The 15,446-nt window shown below is 72.0% G+C and carries 17 protein-coding genes, 1 pseudogene and 1 riboswitch; of the genes and pseudogenes, 9 read left to right on the forward strand and 9 right to left on the reverse strand.

From position 1 onward, the window contains the following. Positions 1-148: 148 nt before the first annotated feature. Positions 149-832, forward strand: a complete 684-nt coding sequence (locus tag MMF94_RS14885; protein ID WP_241037042.1) for a DUF3159 domain-containing protein — start codon at positions 149-151, stop codon at positions 830-832. Between the two features lie 298 nt (positions 833-1,130). After that, entirely contained in the window at positions 1,131-2,075 is a 945-nt protein-coding gene (locus MMF94_RS14890) for a hypothetical protein (protein ID WP_241037044.1), read from the forward strand. 25 nt (positions 2,076-2,100) lie between these two features. On the opposite strand, the gene thiE is transcribed toward MMF94_RS14890, so the two are convergent. After that, on the reverse strand, positions 2,101-2,769 hold the full coding sequence (gene thiE / locus MMF94_RS14895) for a thiamine phosphate synthase (protein WP_241037046.1): 669 nt from the start codon (positions 2,767-2,769) through the stop codon (positions 2,101-2,103). 47 nt (positions 2,770-2,816) lie between these two features. Continuing rightward, a riboswitch (TPP riboswitch) is annotated at positions 2,817-2,924 on the forward strand. Between thiE and thiO the strand changes: the two genes are divergently transcribed. The 3 genes from thiO to thiG all read left to right on the forward strand — a co-directional run bounded on the left by thiO (position 2,916) and on the right by thiG (position 5,084). Beyond that, a complete protein-coding gene (gene thiO / locus MMF94_RS14900; RefSeq protein ID WP_241037048.1) occupies positions 2,916-4,106 on the forward strand; it encodes a glycine oxidase ThiO in 1,191 nt (396 codons plus the stop codon). Its footprint overlaps the riboswitch before it by 9 nt. Next, positions 4,084-4,284, forward strand: a complete 201-nt coding sequence (gene thiS, locus MMF94_RS14905; protein WP_241037050.1) for a sulfur carrier protein ThiS — start codon at positions 4,084-4,086, stop codon at positions 4,282-4,284. The genes thiO and thiS overlap by 23 nt, the downstream gene beginning before the upstream one ends. A 2-nt stretch (positions 4,285-4,286) precedes the next feature. Continuing rightward, a complete protein-coding gene (thiG, locus tag MMF94_RS14910; protein WP_277398730.1) occupies positions 4,287-5,084 on the forward strand; it encodes a thiazole synthase in 798 nt (265 codons plus the stop codon). A 9-nt stretch (positions 5,085-5,093) separates the two neighbouring features. On the opposite strand, the gene MMF94_RS14915 is transcribed toward thiG, so the two are convergent. Continuing rightward, the gene (locus MMF94_RS14915; RefSeq protein ID WP_241037051.1) at positions 5,094-5,435 is read right to left on the reverse strand and encodes a VOC family protein; all 342 of its coding nucleotides are present in this window, start codon (positions 5,433-5,435) and stop codon (positions 5,094-5,096) included. Positions 5,436-5,442: 7 nt separating this feature from the next. Beyond that, positions 5,443-5,982: a gamma carbonic anhydrase family protein gene (locus MMF94_RS14920; protein ID WP_241037053.1), complete on the reverse strand. Its 540-nt coding sequence runs from the start codon at positions 5,980-5,982 to the stop codon at positions 5,443-5,445. Positions 5,983-6,078: 96 nt separating this feature from the next. On the opposite strand from MMF94_RS14920, the gene MMF94_RS14925 reads away from it, so the two are divergent. Continuing rightward, a complete protein-coding gene (locus tag MMF94_RS14925; RefSeq protein ID WP_241037055.1) occupies positions 6,079-6,936 on the forward strand; it encodes a GerMN domain-containing protein in 858 nt (285 codons plus the stop codon). 12 nt (positions 6,937-6,948) lie between these two features. Here MMF94_RS14925 and MMF94_RS14930 read toward each other — a convergent pair whose 3' ends face one another. Then, positions 6,949-7,581, reverse strand: a complete 633-nt coding sequence (locus MMF94_RS14930; RefSeq protein WP_241037057.1) for a hypothetical protein — start codon at positions 7,579-7,581, stop codon at positions 6,949-6,951. Between the two features lie 99 nt (positions 7,582-7,680). On the opposite strand from MMF94_RS14930, the gene MMF94_RS14935 reads away from it, so the two are divergent. Then, positions 7,681-8,514 carry an endonuclease domain-containing protein gene (locus MMF94_RS14935; protein ID WP_241037058.1) on the forward strand — a complete coding sequence of 278 codons (834 nt, stop codon included), beginning with the start codon at positions 7,681-7,683 and terminating at the stop codon, positions 8,512-8,514. Between the two features lie 68 nt (positions 8,515-8,582). Here MMF94_RS14935 and MMF94_RS14940 read toward each other — a convergent pair whose 3' ends face one another. The 3 genes from MMF94_RS14940 to MMF94_RS14950 are packed head-to-tail and all read right to left on the reverse strand — an operon-like array spanning position 8,583 to position 11,742. Next, positions 8,583-9,698, reverse strand: coding sequence for an XdhC family protein (locus MMF94_RS14940; protein ID WP_241037060.1), 1,116 nt, complete (start codon positions 9,696-9,698; stop codon positions 8,583-8,585). After that, complete coding sequence (locus MMF94_RS14945; RefSeq protein WP_241037062.1) at positions 9,691-10,824, reverse strand: vWA domain-containing protein; 1,134 nt, start codon at positions 10,822-10,824, stop codon at positions 9,691-9,693. The genes MMF94_RS14940 and MMF94_RS14945 overlap by 8 nt, the downstream gene beginning before the upstream one ends. Positions 10,825-10,842: 18 nt before the next feature. Then, a complete protein-coding gene (locus tag MMF94_RS14950; protein ID WP_241037064.1) occupies positions 10,843-11,742 on the reverse strand; it encodes an AAA family ATPase in 900 nt (299 codons plus the stop codon). Positions 11,743-12,250: 508 nt separating this feature from the next. Here MMF94_RS14950 and MMF94_RS14955 point away from each other — a divergent pair. Continuing rightward, positions 12,251-12,913: a transglycosylase family protein gene (locus MMF94_RS14955; protein ID WP_379660436.1), complete on the forward strand. Its 663-nt coding sequence runs from the start codon at positions 12,251-12,253 to the stop codon at positions 12,911-12,913. 76 nt (positions 12,914-12,989) lie between these two features. Here the strand turns inward: MMF94_RS14955 and MMF94_RS43355 are convergent. Both MMF94_RS43355 and moaC read right to left on the reverse strand, forming a co-directional pair. Continuing rightward, positions 12,990-13,915 (reverse strand): annotated as a pseudogene (locus tag MMF94_RS43355) (molybdenum cofactor biosynthesis protein MoaE). 34 nt (positions 13,916-13,949) lie between these two features. Continuing rightward, a complete protein-coding gene (moaC, locus tag MMF94_RS14970) occupies positions 13,950-14,429 on the reverse strand; it encodes a cyclic pyranopterin monophosphate synthase MoaC (RefSeq protein ID WP_277398731.1) in 480 nt (159 codons plus the stop codon). A 407-nt stretch (positions 14,430-14,836) separates the two neighbouring features. On the opposite strand from moaC, the gene MMF94_RS14975 reads away from it, so the two are divergent. Beyond that, positions 14,837-15,424, forward strand: coding sequence for a LysM peptidoglycan-binding domain-containing protein (locus MMF94_RS14975; RefSeq protein ID WP_241037069.1), 588 nt, complete (start codon positions 14,837-14,839; stop codon positions 15,422-15,424). The last annotated feature ends 22 nt before the right edge of the window (positions 15,425-15,446 follow it).

Genomic DNA, 15,446 nt, shown 5'->3' on the forward strand with positions numbered 1-15,446 from the left:
TTCATGTCCGCTTCACCCCTGTGTTGGGTGCAGATCGCTCCAATATCACCCAGGAGTAGCGGCGTGCGCCAGTGTCGGGCGGGTGATGTGCGGGCTTCCGAAGGAACGTGAAGCGCGCATCCGGGGCGAGATAAGGCACGCTTGCCTGGTGGCTCGTCGCAATCCCAAGCCCGACGCGTCGCTGGCGCACATCCTCGGTGGTCACGGCGGTGCGATCGACGCGACGGTGCCGGTTGTCGGTTTCGTCCTGGTCTTCACCCTTGCCGACTCCGCGTCCTGGACGTCCCCCATCGCATGGGCGGCGGGTGCGGCGCTGCTCACAGCCGTCGTCATCGCCGTGGTCCGGCTCGCCGGTGGCAAGCAGCCGCGGGCCGTGCTGTTCGGCCTGCTCGGAGTGGCGGTGGCGGCGCTCGTGGCGCTCTACACCGGCCGGGCCGTCGACTTCTTCCTCGTCCAGATCGTGTCCAACGCGGCGAGTGCGCTCGCCTGGGCGGTCTCGATCGTGATCAGGTGGCCGCTGCTCGGTGTGGTCGTGGGCACCCTGCTCGGCCAGCGCACCCGCTGGCGGCGTGACCCCGACCTGCTACGGGGCTACCAGCGGGCCAGCTGGCTGTGGGTCGGCCAGTACCTGGTGCGTCTGGCCGTGTTCCTGCCGTTGTACGTGGCCGACGCCGTGGTCCCACTGGGCATCGCGCGGGCGGCGCTCACCTGGCCGCTCGTCGCGCTGTGCGTGGCGCTGTCCTGGCCGGTGCTCCGTTCGGCCCTGCCGGAGGGCCACCGTGGTCTGCGCCATCCGGCGGAAGGAGATGCCGGCTCCCGTTCGGCGACGTGAACGATCTCACCCGACGTTGATCGTCTGGAGCGATCCGGAACGATCGTGCGTTGAAGAGCGGTACCCCGACCGCTCGAAGACGTGATCGTCCACAGGAGCCATGCAGCAGTTCCCCAGCGCCCCACGTCCAGACCAACCCCGCAACGGCGGGAGCCACGGCCATCCTCCCCGGATTCCGGCGCCTCGCGCCCCCGGGAACCAGCCGCCCAAGAACCGGATCCCCTCGCCTCGGTCCCCGCAGCCCGAGCCTCCCCGGATCGTTCCGACCACCGCTGCGGCGGCGGGCCAGCAGACGGCGGTGGAGACGCAGCCGAATGCCGCCGCCGTCGGCCTGACGATCAACAAGGTGATCGCCGGGGCCGGAGCGGCCGCGACGAGCGCCGTTCTCGGGTCCTTCTTCGGTGCGGAGGGCACGGTGGCGGGCGCCGCGCTGGGATCGGTCGCGAGCACCGTGGCCACCGCGGTCTACCAGCAGTCCCTCGACCGCACGCGCGATCGGCTGGTGGCGCGGGTCCGGGTGCCGCGGCGCGGTTCCGAGAACGCCCCCGCCGCCGGTTCGGCTGTCCCCGGCCCGGCCCTGGCGGCGGAGTTGGCCGCCGAGGTCACCATGCCGATGCCGCGTATCTCGCCGGAAGGGGCGACCACGCACCTGCGTGTCGAGCCCGCCGTGCCGGCGCGGACCTCACGGCGCCGCTTCGTGCTGTGGTCGGCGGCGACCGTGCTGATCTTCGCGTTGAGCATGCTCGCCGTCACCGGTGTCGAGTGGGCCAAGGGCTCCACGCTTACCTCGGGCGAGTCCGGGACGTCCGTCGGGCGGGTGTTCGAGGGCAGGCACGAGAGCCCGAGCAAGCACGACGAGACGGTCGAGCCGTCCACGACGCCGGAGCCGTCGAGGTCCTCCGAGCCCACCACCACCGAGCCGAGCACCAGCGACAGCACCAGGTCGACGGGCACCCCGGAGAGCGGCGCGAACCCGTCGACGGCCCAGGACTCCAGCGGCAATCCCACCTCCAGCGCCGATGTTCCGACCCAGGGCTCGGGCTCGACCGGCGATTCCGGGAACGGCGGCTCGAGCAACGACCGGTCGGACAGCAACGGCTCCGGCAGCGACGGTTCCAGGAGTGGCGACTCCGGAAGCGGCGGCTCCAGCGGCAGTGGTTCCGGCAGCGGTGGCGCAGGCAATGCCGCCGGGCGCGCCGTGCCGACGCCGCTCGTCCCGGTGCCGGGGGCTCAGGTGCAGTGAGCCCCGGCGGCCCGACGCGGGACTGTCAGGCGCGGACCCGGGCGGCGAGAGCGGCCGCAGCCGCCCGGGGGTCCTCCGCCTGCGTGATCGCCCGCACCACGACGATCCGGTCGGCGCCGGCGGCCAGCACCTCGTCGAGCCGGTCGTGGTCGATGCCACCGATGGCGAACCACGGTCGCGACGGCGACCGGCCGGCGACGGCGCGCACGAGGTCGAGGCCCGGTGCCGGGCGGCCCGGTTTCGTCGGTGTGGGCCAGCAGGGGCCGACGCAGAAGTAGTCCACGCCCGGCTCCTCCGCGGCCCTCGCGGTCTCCTCGGCGCTGTGCGACGAGCGTCCGATGACGACCTCGTCGCCCACGATCTTGCGCGCCCACTCGACGGGGAGGTCATCCTGTCCGAGATGCAGCACGTCGGCCCCGGCCGCGAGCGCCACATCGGCCCGGTCGTTCACCGCGAGCAGCGCCCCGTGCCGGGCACACGCCTCGGCGAGAACCTCCAGCGCGGTGAGTTCCTCCCGAGCCTCCAGCGCGCCGTCCGCGCCCTTGTCACGTAGCTGCACGATGTCGACGCCGCCGGCGAGCGCCGCGTCGGCGAACTCCGCGAGGTCGCCCGTGCGCCGCCGCGCGTCGGTGCAGAGGTAGAGGCGGGCGTCGGCCAGTCGCGCGCGCAGCGCGTCTCCGTCGAATCCGGGCACGGGGACCGACCCTACGCGGCTGCGTACGCAGCGCGTAGGGTGAACCGCAGGTGACGCACGGGAGCCCGGTTCACGGGCTGAGAGGGGATCTGAAGATCCCGACCGTCGAACCTGATCCGGGTCATGCCGGCGCAGGGAGCGGGGAGATGACGAAGTCACGGTTGGCATTCATCGGTGCAGGTGTGATCGGCCTGTCCTGCGCATGGCGGGCAGCGTCGGCGGGGCTGCGGGTCACGGTGGTCGACCCTGCGCCCGCGTCCGGGGCGTCCTGGGTGGCAGGCGGCATGCTCGCCCCGGTCACCGAGGCCTGGCCCGGCGAGGAGGCGTTGCTGGAGCTCGGCGTCGAGTCCGTGCGGCGCTGGCCGGGCTTCGCCGAGGAGCTCGGTGTGGCGGCGGGCCAGTCGGCCGGGCTCCGTACCGAGGGCACCGTGGTGGTGGCCACAGGGTCGGGCGATCGCGCCGAGCTGGACACGTTGGCGGATTACCTCGCCCGGCTCGGCCGCGCGGTCGAGCGCCTGTCCGGCCGGGAGCTGCGCCGTCTGGAGCCCGCGCTGGGGCCTGACGTCCGTGGTGGCTTGTCCGTGCCAGGCGACCTCGCGGTCGACAACCGCATGCTGCTCGCCGCACTGCGGACGGCCGCCGAGCGGGCCGGGGCGACCTTCGTGGAGAGCGCCGCGCGCGCCGTCCTCGACGACGGAACGCGCGTCACCGGCGTGCGGACCGACGGCGCCGACCTGGAGTCCGACGTCGTCATCGTCTGCGCGGGCGCCCACTCCGGCTCATTGCACCCGGTTCTCACCGGCCTGGTGCGCCCGGTCAAGGGCGAGATCCTGCGGCTGGCGCACCGCGCCGGGGCGTTCCCGCCTCCGAGCCGCACCGTGCGGGCCCTCGTGGACGGGCGCCCGGTCTACGTCGTGCCGCGTGACGGAGGCGGCCTCGTCGTCGGCGCCACGCAGGCCGAGACCGGCTTCGACACCGAGGTGACCGTCGGTGGCGTGCGCGACCTGCTGCGCGACGCCGAGCGCGTGCTCCCCGGCATCGCCGAGTACGCGCTGGTCGAGAGCGCCGCCGGGCTGCGCCCCGGCAGCCCCGACAACCTGCCACTGGTGGGTGCGCTCGGCCCGGAGGGGCTGCTCGTCGCCACCGGCCACCACCGCAACGGGATGCTGCTCGCGCCGGTCACAGCCGATGCCGTGCTCCAACTGCTGCACGGCCGTCCCGTGCCTGATGCGATGCGCCCGGCCGACCCAGCACGCGTCACCGCCGCCGCGCCCAGCGCAGGCCGAGGCCATCGGTACCCCGAGGAGGTTGCACGTGCACGTGTGGATCAACGGTGAACAGCGCGAGCTCGGCACGGGCGCGAGCGTGCTCGACGCCCTCGCGTCGCTGGGCGCGCCGAGCACCGGCGTGGCGGTGGCGGTGAACGGCGAGGTCGTTCCGAGGGCCGACTGGGCAGCCACGGCGCTTGCCGAGGGCGCTCGGATCGAGGTGCTGACGGCGGTGCAGGGAGGATGACGATGATCGGAGACTCAGTGACGAGCTCGTCCGTCGAGAGCGAGGTCCTGGTGATCGGCGGGCGGAAGATCTCCTCCCGGCTGATCATGGGCACCGGTGGCGCCTCGAACCTGGAGATCCTGGAGCGAGCGCTCGTCGCGTCCGGCACGGCGTTGACCACCGTGGCGATGCGGCGGATCGACGCTGCCACCGGCACGGGGGTGCTCGATCTGCTGCGCCGCCTCGACATCGAGGTGCTGCCCAACACGGCGGGGTGCCGCACCGCGGCGGAGGCCGTGCTCACCGCCCGGCTGGCGCGCGAGGCGCTCGAGACCGACCTCGTGAAGCTCGAGGTCGTGGCCGACGAGCGCACCCTGCTGCCCGACCCGATCGAGCTGCTGGACGCCGCCGAGCAGCTCGTCGACGACGGGTTCACGGTGCTGCCCTACACCAACGACGACCCCGTGCTCGCCCGCAAGCTGGAACAGGCGGGCTGCGCCGCCGTGATGCCGCTGGGCTCGCCGATCGGCACCGGGCTGGGCATCCGCAACCCCCACAACATCGAGATGATCGTGGCCGCGGCTTCAGTCCCGGTCGTCCTGGACGCCGGGATCGGCACCGCGTCGGAGGCCGCGGAGGCGATGGAGCTGGGCTGCGACGCCGTGCTGCTCGCCACCGCGGTGACGCGGGCGGGCGACCCGGAGCGGATGGCGCACGCGATGCGGCTGGCGGTGGAGGCGGGGCGGGCCGCACGGGAGGCGGGACGCATCCCGCGCCGCTACTGGGCGCAGGCCTCCTCGCCGGACCCCGATCCCAGCTGACGACGGCCCTCACTCCACGAAGCAGAACTCGTTGCCTTCCGGGTCGTGCATCACCTGGAAGGAGCCCTGGGCATCGGTGACGACGTCGCCGCTGCGCGTGGCCCCGAGCGCCACGGCCTCGTCCGCGGCCGGTCCGATGGCCGGCACGGCGAGGTCGAGGTGCAGCCGGTTCTTGGTGGCCTTGTGCTCGGGTACCGCCTGGAACGCGAGCCGCGGCGTGCCCGGCGGATCGACGTAGGACCACGACGCCGCACGGTCCACCGGCTCCCCGCCCAGCAGGGCCGCCCAGAACCGGACGAGCCGGGCCGGGTCGTGGCAGTCGACGACGATCTCGTCGAGTCGGGCGCGCACGTGCCCCTCAGCCCTCGTGCACCGGGACGACCGGTGTGACGCTCGCGCGGTGGCGCCGGGCCAGCTCCTGGTAGATCCCGGGGTTGCCCTCCACCCACCAGCGGGCCGACTGCGTCAGTGGCCCCTTCACCCTGGCCACCGTGTCCAGCACGAGCTGCTCGTCGGGCACCACGGTGTTGGGCGCGACGGTGGCCCCCGCACCGATCAGGCAGCGCGCCCCGATGCGGGCGCCGTCCTGGATCGTCGAGCCGTTGCCTATCAGCGCCTCGCGGCCGATCACGGCACCGTGCACCACACAGAGGTGGCCGATCGTCGCGCCCGGGCCGACCTCGGTGACGGGATCCGTTCCGCCGTGCAGCACGCAGCTGTCCTGCACGTTCGCGCCCTCGCGGACGATGATCGGGCCGAAGTCGGCGCGGAGCACCGCGTTGTACCAGATGGATGCGTGGGCCTCGACGTGTACATCGCCGACCAGCGTGGCGGTGGGAGCGATGAAGGCGTCGGGATGCACGGTCGGGGACTTACCCTCGAACGAGAACAACGGCATGGGCCGCAGGGTGCCACCCGGGCGCGTCCGGCGCGTCGTGCGGGCAGCCGGGCGGCATCCGGCACGGTGGAACCGAACCCTGCGGAGGTGCTCGGGATGCTCGTGCGACGCGGTACTCCACTTGCCCTCGCAGTCCTCGCGGTGCTCCTCGGTGGATGCAGCGGCGCGCCTCCGCCGTCGGGAGACGCATCGGGGCCCGTCAGGACCGCCGAGTCGGGCCCGCCCTCGAGCCCGCCGGCGTCCGATTCGGTCGCACTGCCCGTCTACTACCTGGCATCGACCCCGGCCGGCATCCGGCTGCAGCGGGAGTTCCACCGCGTCCCGTCCACCGACGTGGCGAGCGACGCCGTGCGGGAGATGCTGGCCGCCCCCAGCGGGATCGATCCCGACTACCACTCGCACTGGCCGCCCGGCACCCAGCTGCGCAGCCCGGTGCTCACGGAGAACGGCACGATCGTCGTCGACCTCGCTCTTCCGCAGGATGCCCAGGTGGGCGCCGAGTTCGCGCAGCTCTCGGTGCAGCAGCTGGTGTTCACCGTGCAGGCCGCGCTGCAGGCAACCGACCCCGTGCGGATCCTCGTGGACGGTGCGCCCGTGGACCAGCTGTGGGGAGTCGGCACGGCCGAGCCGGTGGTGCGCGGCGACGAGTACGCACTCCGCTCCCTCGTGCAGATCGACGGGCCCGCCCACGGTGCCGTGTTGGGGCCCAACGTGGAGGTGATGGGCGAGGCCGCAGTGTTCGAGGCGACCGTCGGATGGCAGGTGCTGCGCGGCGGTGCGGTGCTGAAGTCGGGCTTCACGAGCACGACGGAGGGTCAGCGGTTCGCGCCGTTCGCCTTCACCGTGCCGCTCGCACCGGGGGAGTACGTCATCCGGGTGCTGGAGGACGACCCGTCGGACGGCGAGGGACGGCCCGTGCTCACAGACGACAAGGCCGTGACCGTTCAGGGATGAGAGAGCGGGCGCTCAGTCGGGCGGGCGCGCCGGGGCACGCAGGCCGAGGCTCCGCAGCTCGATCGCCGCAAGCCCGTGCACGACGGCCCGGTCGTCGCGTCGCCATGCGGCGGCCGGGTCGGGCGACACTTTCCGCAACCGCCGGACCGGCAGGCGGGTCATGGCCCGCAGGGCCAACAGGTCGGAGTCCACCGACCGCACCGCGACGGCCGAACGGGCAGCCCGCGCGTAGCGGATGCGCAGCGGCAGCCACAGCAGCAGCACCGGCAGCGCCCCCAGCACGATGATCCCGATCTCGGCGCCGAGCGCGACGGCCGCGATCGTCTCCATCTGCTCCCGCCCCGCAGCGGCCAGCGCGTCGCCGGCCCCGGTGCCGGTGCCGAGCCCGCGCGCGAGATCGTCCCCCACGAAGGGCACCTGCTGCGCGGTCCGTGCCGCATCGTCGAAGGCGCCGCGGATCGTGTCGCCCGCGCCGGCGAGCGCCCGCGAGGGTCCCTGGAGGGCGAGGATGAGCTCGCGGGCGGCACGTCCGACCACCACGCACAGCACCACCCAGCCGACGGCCAGCGCGTCCGCCAGGAGCTGCAGCATCACCCGCACCGGACGTTCGGCGTAGAACCGCATGGCGGCGCAGCTTACGACCATGACGCCACCCCAGCGCGCGATCGTTCAGGCCCGAGGCTGAACCAGCGCGCGCTCGAGAACCTACGGAACCGCCGGTGAGCCGGTGCCGTCCAAGACCGCATGGATCTCACGCGTCCGTTCCGCGGTTCCGCCGCCGTCGCGGCCGGTGCCGTCACCCCGAAGATGCTGCGCGGCCCACACCTCCGTCGCCTCTTCCCGGATGTCTACGTGAGCGTGGAAGTCGTGCCGGATCTGACGGTTCGGTCCTTGGCTGCGCACGTGCTTGTCGATGGATGGGGCGCGCTGGGCGGCTACTCCGCTGCAGAGTTGCTGGGCGCGTCCTGCGGACCTGCAGATGCACCTGCCGAGATCGTCGTGCCTCGCCGGTTCCGCAGCCGCCCGGGCCTGCGAGTCCGGGAGGATCTCCTGTCGTCGGACGAGATCACGCATGTGAGCGGGGTTGCTGTCACGACACCGATACGGACCGCCTACGACCTCGGTCGGCGCTCGCCGCTGGTGGAAGCGGTGGTCGCCGTTGATGCGCTGGCGCGAACAGCAGGTTTCTCGCCGCAGGAGCTGGTCCCCTTCGGCAACCTTCGACGCGGTGCCAGGGGAAGTGAACAGCTGCGCGAGGTGGCGCGGCGTGCGAATCCGCGGGCCGAGTCACCCATGGAGACGCGGATCCGGATGGCGATCCACGATGCAGGCCTTCCGCAGCCGGTTCTACAACACCCAGTCGGGCCATACCGCCTCGACCTGGCGTATCCGATGATCCGGCTCGCCGTCGAGTACGACGGCGGTGAGCACCGCGCTCCGGAGCGGGCGTTGCGCGACCTGGAACGCCAGGCCCGGCTCACAAGCCTCGGCTGGCGGGTCCTGCGGTTTCGCGCCTACGACGTGCTGCGGAGGCCGTGGCGGGTCGCGTCCGCCGTTCGCCGGGAACTGGCCGGTTAAACAACGTGAGCCGTACACCAGCGCCCCATGGAGGGCCCTGGTGTACGGCTCATGGTGATCTTGGGCGGTCAGCCGACGTGGATCGGGCCCTCGCGCTCGGCCAGGCGGGAGCCTGCGCCGCCCCAGTGCAGGGCGATCATCTCGGCCGCGATCGACACCGCCGTCTCCTCCGGGGTGCGGGCGCCCAGGTCGAGCCCGATGGGCGACGACATGCGCGCGATCTCGTTCTCGGTCACCCCGACCTCGCGCAGCCGCTCCAGCCGGTCCTCGTGCGTGCGCCGCGAGCCCATCGCGCCGATGTACCCGACCTCCGGCAGCCGCAGGGCCACCTCGAGCAACGGGACGTCGAACTTCGGGTCGTGGGTCAGCACGCACAGAGCGGTGCGGTTATCGATCCGCCCTGCCTCCGCCTCGGCGGCGAGATAGCGGTGCGGCCACTCGACGACCACCTCGTTGGCCCCCGGGAAGCGGGACGCGGTGGCGAAGACGGGACGCGCATCGCACACGGTGACCCGGAAGCCCAGGAAGGTACCGATCTTCGCGACGGCCGCGGCGAAGTCGATCGCCCCGAACACGATCATCCGCGGCGGCGGGGCGAACGACTCGACGAACACGTCGAGACCCTCGCCACGGCGCTGCCCGTCCACCCCGTAATGAAGCATCGTGTTGCGCCCCACATCGAGCAGGCCGCGGGCGTCGTCACGGATGGCGTCGTCGAGCCGGTCCGAGCCCGTGCCGCCGTCGGTGTGGTCGGGCCACACGATCAGCCGCTTGCCGAGCCGCTCCGCAGGCCCCGACACCACGGTGGCCACGGCCACCGGCGACTCGTCGCGGATGGCCTCGGCCACCGCGCCGAGCTGGGCGTAGGTCTCGGGATCGACCTTCTCCACGAAGATGTCGATGATGCCGCCGCAGGTCAGCCCCACCGCGAAGGCGTCGTCGTCGGACACGCCGTAGCGCTGAAGCACCGGCCTGCCCTCGGCCAGCACCTGCTGCCCCAGCTCGTAGACCGCACCCTCGACGCAGCCGCCCGAGACGCTGCCGACTGCCTCACCGCCCGGCCCGACCAGCATCGATGCCCCGGGCTGGCGCGGCGCGGAGCTGTAAGTCCCGACCACTGTCGCGAGCGCAGCGGTTTCGCCCTTCTGCCACCAGCCGTCCAGCTGGCTCACCACGTCACGCATGCCGTACCACCTCGAGCAGTTGTTCCAGTGTGGCGAGACTGTGCCCTGCCAACAGATCGTCCAAGTACGGAAGCGCTGCGACTATTCCACCTTGCACGGGCGCGTAGCCCTCCTTGCCGACGTGCGGGTTCACCCACACAAGCCGGTGGGCGAGCCGCCGCAGCCTGGCCATCTGCTGGGCCAGCAGGTCGGTGTCGCCGCGTTCCCAGCCGTCGGAGAACACGACGACGACCGCGCGTCTGGCCGCACCGCGCTGCCCCCAGCGGTCGACGAACGCGCGCAGCACCTCGCCCAGCCGGGTGCCGCCCGACCAGTCGGGGATCGCCTTGGCCGCCGCGGCGAGCGCGCGTTCGGGGTCGCGCATCCGCAGCTCGCGGGTGACCCGGGTGAGGCGGGTGCCGAGGGTGAAGGCTTCGACCGCACCGGGCGAGCGGCGCACCACGACATGGGCGAAACGCAGCAGCGCGTCGGCGTAGGGCTCCATGGAGCCCGAGACGTCGACGAGCAGCACCACCTTGCGCGGCCGGCGCGAGTGGTCGTGGCGGTGCAGCTCACGCAGTTCGCCCTGGTTGTGCAGGATGGCTCGCAGGGTGGCCCGGGCGTCGGTATCGCCGTGCCGGGACGGTCGCAGGCGGCGTGACGAGCGCGACGGCAGCTCCGGTTGCAGCAGCGCGATCAGCTGCCGCAGGTGCTCGCGTTCGGCCGGGGTGAGGTCTCCGAAGTCGCGGTTGCGCAGCACCTCGGTGCCGCTGGCCCGCGCCCGGATGACCGGCTCAGGGCGCCCGTCCTCCTCGCTCTCCCCTTCTTCCTCGGACGGGGTGAGCGAGGCCAGCTTCGGGGGCGGCTGCCGGTGGTCGGTGACCTGGGTGCGGCCGCCCTGCGGTGGGGTGAACCAGTCCTCGAAGGCGCTGTCGTAGCGCGGCAGGTCGTCGGGGTCCGAGCAGAGCGTGAGGCGGCCTGCCCAGTACGTCTGCATCCGGCTCGTGACGTCGAGCGCGTCGAGCGCGGAGAGGAAGGCGGCGGTCCGGTCCGTGGTGATCGCCAGCCCGGCGTTGCGGAGCACGACCGTGAACCCGACGAGACCGGGAACCGGATCGTCGGTCGGTGCCGGCGTCGAAGTGGTCATGGCGTGGACATAGTGGTCTCAGGAAGCGAGCAGGGCGTCGAGCTGCGTACGGACGCGGTCGGCGTCCTCGCGGTACTTGAGGACCGCGCCGAGCGTGGCGGCCGCGCTGTCGACGTCCAGGTGCCGGGCCCCGACGAGCTGCAGTGCGCGGGCCCAGTCGAGTGTCTCCGCGACGCCCGGCGGCTTGAGCAGATCGGCGCGGCGCAGTTGCTGCACCGCACCGGCCACCTGCGCGGCCAGCCGCTCGGGCAGGCCGGGTAGGCGTGAGTGCAGGATCTCGATCTCGCGCTGCAGGTCGGGGTGGTCGAGCCAGATGTAGAGACAGCGGCGCTTGAGCGCGTCGTGAACCTCGCGCGTGCGGTTGGACGTGAGTACCACCAGCGGGGGCGTGGTGGCCCTGATCTCGCCGACCTCGGGGATGGTGACGGCGTGCTCGGTGAGCACCTCGAGCAGGAACGCCTCGAACTCGTCGTCGGCGCGATCGATCTCGTCGATGAGCAGCACGCTCGGGGTGGACTGCAGAGCGCGCAGGATCGGGCGGGCCAGAAGGAAGCGCCGGTCGTAGAGGGATGCCTCGACGGAGTCGGCGTCGAGCCGCTCACCGGAGGCCCCTGCCGCGGCCTCGAGGGCGCGCAGGTGCAGAAGCTGGCGGGGGAAGTCCCAGTCGTAGAGCGCCTGGGCCGCGTCGATCCCCTCGTGGCACTGCAGCCGGATGAGCTCGGCTCCGAACACCTCCGCGAGGGCGTGGGCCAGTGCCGTCTTGCCGGTGCCCGGCTCACCCTCACAGAAGAGGGGTCGGTTCATCTGCAGGGCGAGGAATGCGGCGGTGGCGATGCCGTCGTCGGCGAGGTAGCCGGTGGAGCGCAGCGCAGCCGCCAGCGCGACGGGCGAACCCGCGGCGTTCGGGCGATCGGTCACGGATCCAGCATGACTGAACGACGCGGCCGCAGCCACTGCGGGTGAGGGCGCGCGAACCCGTGTGGGGCTCGGGAGCGAGTCCGTTCCCAAGGCTGTCGCTACTCTCTGTAAGCAGTCGATCTACTGCCGTACTGACAATACTTCCACTTTGATTGTATTTCATCCGCTGGGATGGCGTCGTAATGCAAGTGGCGCCTGACCTGCGGATATCCGGACATTGCCGAGTGGTTACGCGTTCTAAGGTGACCCCGGTCACCCGACTGGGGTTTGACGGTTTGCCATAGGTGGCTCGTAGCGTCTACCGCCGGTCGTTCCGAGAGGGCCGACCGGAATACATCCGGATCCGCCGCGCCAGGGCCCTGTCCCGCGGTTCCGGTCCGTCGAGAAGGAGACGGGACAGGGCCAAGGAAGCTATTTCGTCAAAAGTCGCTCTGCGGCCTTGACAGATGGCAGGAGTTGTTCGTCAGGGCTCACTCCCAGCTCTCTGACGTGCAGGTTCTCCTTGACGGTGTGGTTTGGAGAGCAACAAATGACTTCTCGACCTGATTCTCGCAAGGGCCGAAGTCTGCTGCGTCTGGCAGTTGCCGGTGCAGTTGCCGTTGGTGTCCCGATTGCCGTTGCCGGCACCGCCAACGCGGCCCCCGACAACGTCTGGGACAGAGTCGCCCAGTGCGAGAGCGGCGGAAACTGGCAGATCAACACCGGAAACGGGTTCTCCGGCGGACTGCAGTTCACCCCGTCCACCTGGCGGGCCTTCGGTGGGAAGGGTTCAGCGCACCAGGCCAGCCGTGAGCAGCAGATTGCCGTGGCAGAGCGCGTGCTGGCGGCACAGGGCTGGAACGCATGGCCCGTGTGCTCGAAGAAGGCAGGCGCGCGGTCATACACGTCCCAGCCGCGGGCGGTGCACACCTCGCAGCAGGTTCAGGTCAATTCGGCCCCGGCCAAGGCCCAGGCGCCGGCCGAGAAGGCTGCTCCGGTCGCGGAGCACACGTCGGTCCCCCGGCTGACCAAGAACGGAGCGGACTACACGGTCGTCAAGGGCGACACGCTGTCCGCGATCGCGGCCGATCGTCGGCTCCAGGGCGGTTGGCCCGCCCTGTTCGAGCGCAACAAGGACGTTCTGACCAACCCGAACGTCATTCAGATCGGCCAGCAGCTCGACCTGGCCTGAGGCCATTCGTGCGCGGGTACGGTCCCACCCCGCCGTCCGTACCCGCGCACGGCCTCGGCGGATGGGCCGCTCGACCTCAGGTCGAGCCGACCCATTCGTCGGTGCCGTCGGTGAAGACCTGGTGCTTCCAGACCGGCAACAGGCGCTTCACCTCCTCGACCAACTCTGCGCAGGTCTCGAAGGCCTCGCGCCGATGATCCGCCGCGACGGCGCAGGCCAGTGCCACGTCGCCGATCGCGAGCCGGCCGACCCGGTGGCTCACCGCGATCGCCCGCACGCCGTACGCGCGGGCGGCGATCTCCGCCGCCACCTCGGCCACGACCTTCTCCGCGCTCGGATGTGCGCTGTACTCCAGGCCCCGGACGGCGCGGCCGCCGTCGTGGTCGCGCACCACGCCGGCGAATGTCACCACCGCGCCGGCGGCAGCCCGATCGACGAGCGCGGCATGCTCCGCGACGTCGAGCGGTGCCTCGCCGACGGCGGCCCGCAGGACTGCGGCTCCGGTTGTCGCCTCCGTCATCGGTGATCGCCTCCTCGAAGCTGGTCCACCGCGTGCTCCAGCACGTCGGCGAGGACCGAAAGACCGTCGCGAACTCCACCTGTCGATCCGGGCAGGTTCACCACGAGTGTGCGCCCTGCGACGCCGGTGAGTCCGCGGGAGAGCACCGCCGTCGGCACCTTGGGTGCTCCGGCGGCTCGGATCGCGTCGGCCAGTCCGGGCACCTCGTAGTCCAGGACGGACCGGGTGACCTCGGGGGTCGCGTCGGTGGGTGAGATCCCGGTGCCACCCGTCGTGATCACGACATCGACGCCGTCGGCAACGGCTGCCCGCAGCGCGTCCCCGACCGGTTCGCCGTCGGGCACCACGGCCGGGTCGGGGGTCTCGAACCCCCGCTCGCGCAGCCAGTCGACGATGAGCGGCCCCCCGCGGTCGGCGTAGACCCCCGCCGCGGCCCGGTTGGATGCCGTCACCACGCGGGCGCGGCGGCCGGGTGCGGTCATGATTCCGCCTTCGCGGGAGAGAGCACGTCGGCGGTCACGAGCGGTCCTCCGGGCGCGTCCAGGTGCCGGTCTTGCCGCCCTCCTTGCGCTCCACCTGCACCCTGTCGAGCACGGCGGCGGGGTCGACGGCCTTGACCATGTCGTGCAGGGCGAGCCCGGCCACGGCGACGGCCGTGAGGGCCTCCATCTCGACGCCGGTGCGGTCGGTGGTGCGGACGGTGGCCTGGATCCGCACCTCGGCGCCGTCGGCCTCGAGATCGAGCACGACGCCGCTCAGTGCGATCGGGTGGCACAGTGGCACGAGGTCGGGTGTGCGCTTGGCGCCCATGATCCCGGCGATCCGGGCTGTGGCCAGCGCGTCGCCCTTCGGCAGGCCGTCGCGGCGCAGCAGGTCCACGACTTCCGTCGTGGTGCGTAGGACGCCGGTGGCGACCGCGGTGCGCGCGGTGGGTTCCTTGCCGGTGACGTCCACCATGCGGGCGGCACCGGCGGTATCGACGTGCGTCAGCTCCACATCAAAACCTTACGGCGTGGCAGATGCGGGTGCTCACGGAGCGGAGCCGAGCCGAGTTCAGGTGATCTGCCTCACGTCGAGGCAACCATCGGCGCTCATACGCGTTGCTAACGCGGCTGGCTGATCAGCCAGAACTTCACCGCGTTGCGCCGTTCAGCCTATCGTGGTGGCCCTTTGCCTTCGGTATGCGGTGGGTTTGCTCATGGCCGACCCGCACGTACCGTCCTTCGCGGCCCACCGGAACTCCCCAGGTTCCGGCCGAGCCCCGGAACCGCAGCGCTCCCCTGTCCGGCGGTTCCGGCCCCCGTTGCCTGACGAAGCGCGGGACAGGAAGGACTGTGGCGGCTCGTGCCGCCCCGCCAGCTCCCCGGCGGTTTGTCCATGCGCAGCGCACGGAGATGCTTCAAATGGCGCGCTACCGCGGTCGTCATCGTGCCCCCACCACCACCGGGCGGACCATCGCCCGCACCGCCATCGCCGGTGCTGTTGCCGGGGCACCGCTCGTGATCGCCGTGCCGGCGGCCCACGCGGCCACCGACAGCACCTGGGACCGCGTCGCGCAATGCGAGAGCGGCGGCCGGTGGGACATCAACACCGGCAATGGCTTCGAGGGCGGGCTGCAGTTCACCCCGAGCACGTGGAGAGGTTTCGGCGGCGCGGAGTTCGCCCCCGGCGCACACCAAGCCACCAGGGTCCAGCAGATCACTGTCGCCGAGCGCGTGCTGGCCAAGCAGGGTTGGGGCGCCTGGCCCGTCTGCTCCCGCAAGGCCGGTGCGGTCGGAGAGCCCGCGACGCAACGCAGCGCCCCCGCCCAGCAGGTGCGACTCAGCGCCCCTGCCACCGCTGGCTCCTACGTGGTGAAGAGCGGGGACACGCTCGCCACGATCGCGAGCCGGCACGGTGTTGCCGGCGGTTGGAAGGGCCTGGTGCAGAAGAACCCCGGCCTGGCCGCGAACCCGAACCGGATCGCCCCCGGCCAGCACATCACCCTCTGAAACACCCTCTGAAGCTCCGGAA

This window comes from Pseudonocardia alaniniphila, assembly GCF_022524485.1.
GTDB lineage: Bacteria > Actinomycetota > Actinomycetes > Mycobacteriales > Pseudonocardiaceae > Pseudonocardia > Pseudonocardia alaniniphila.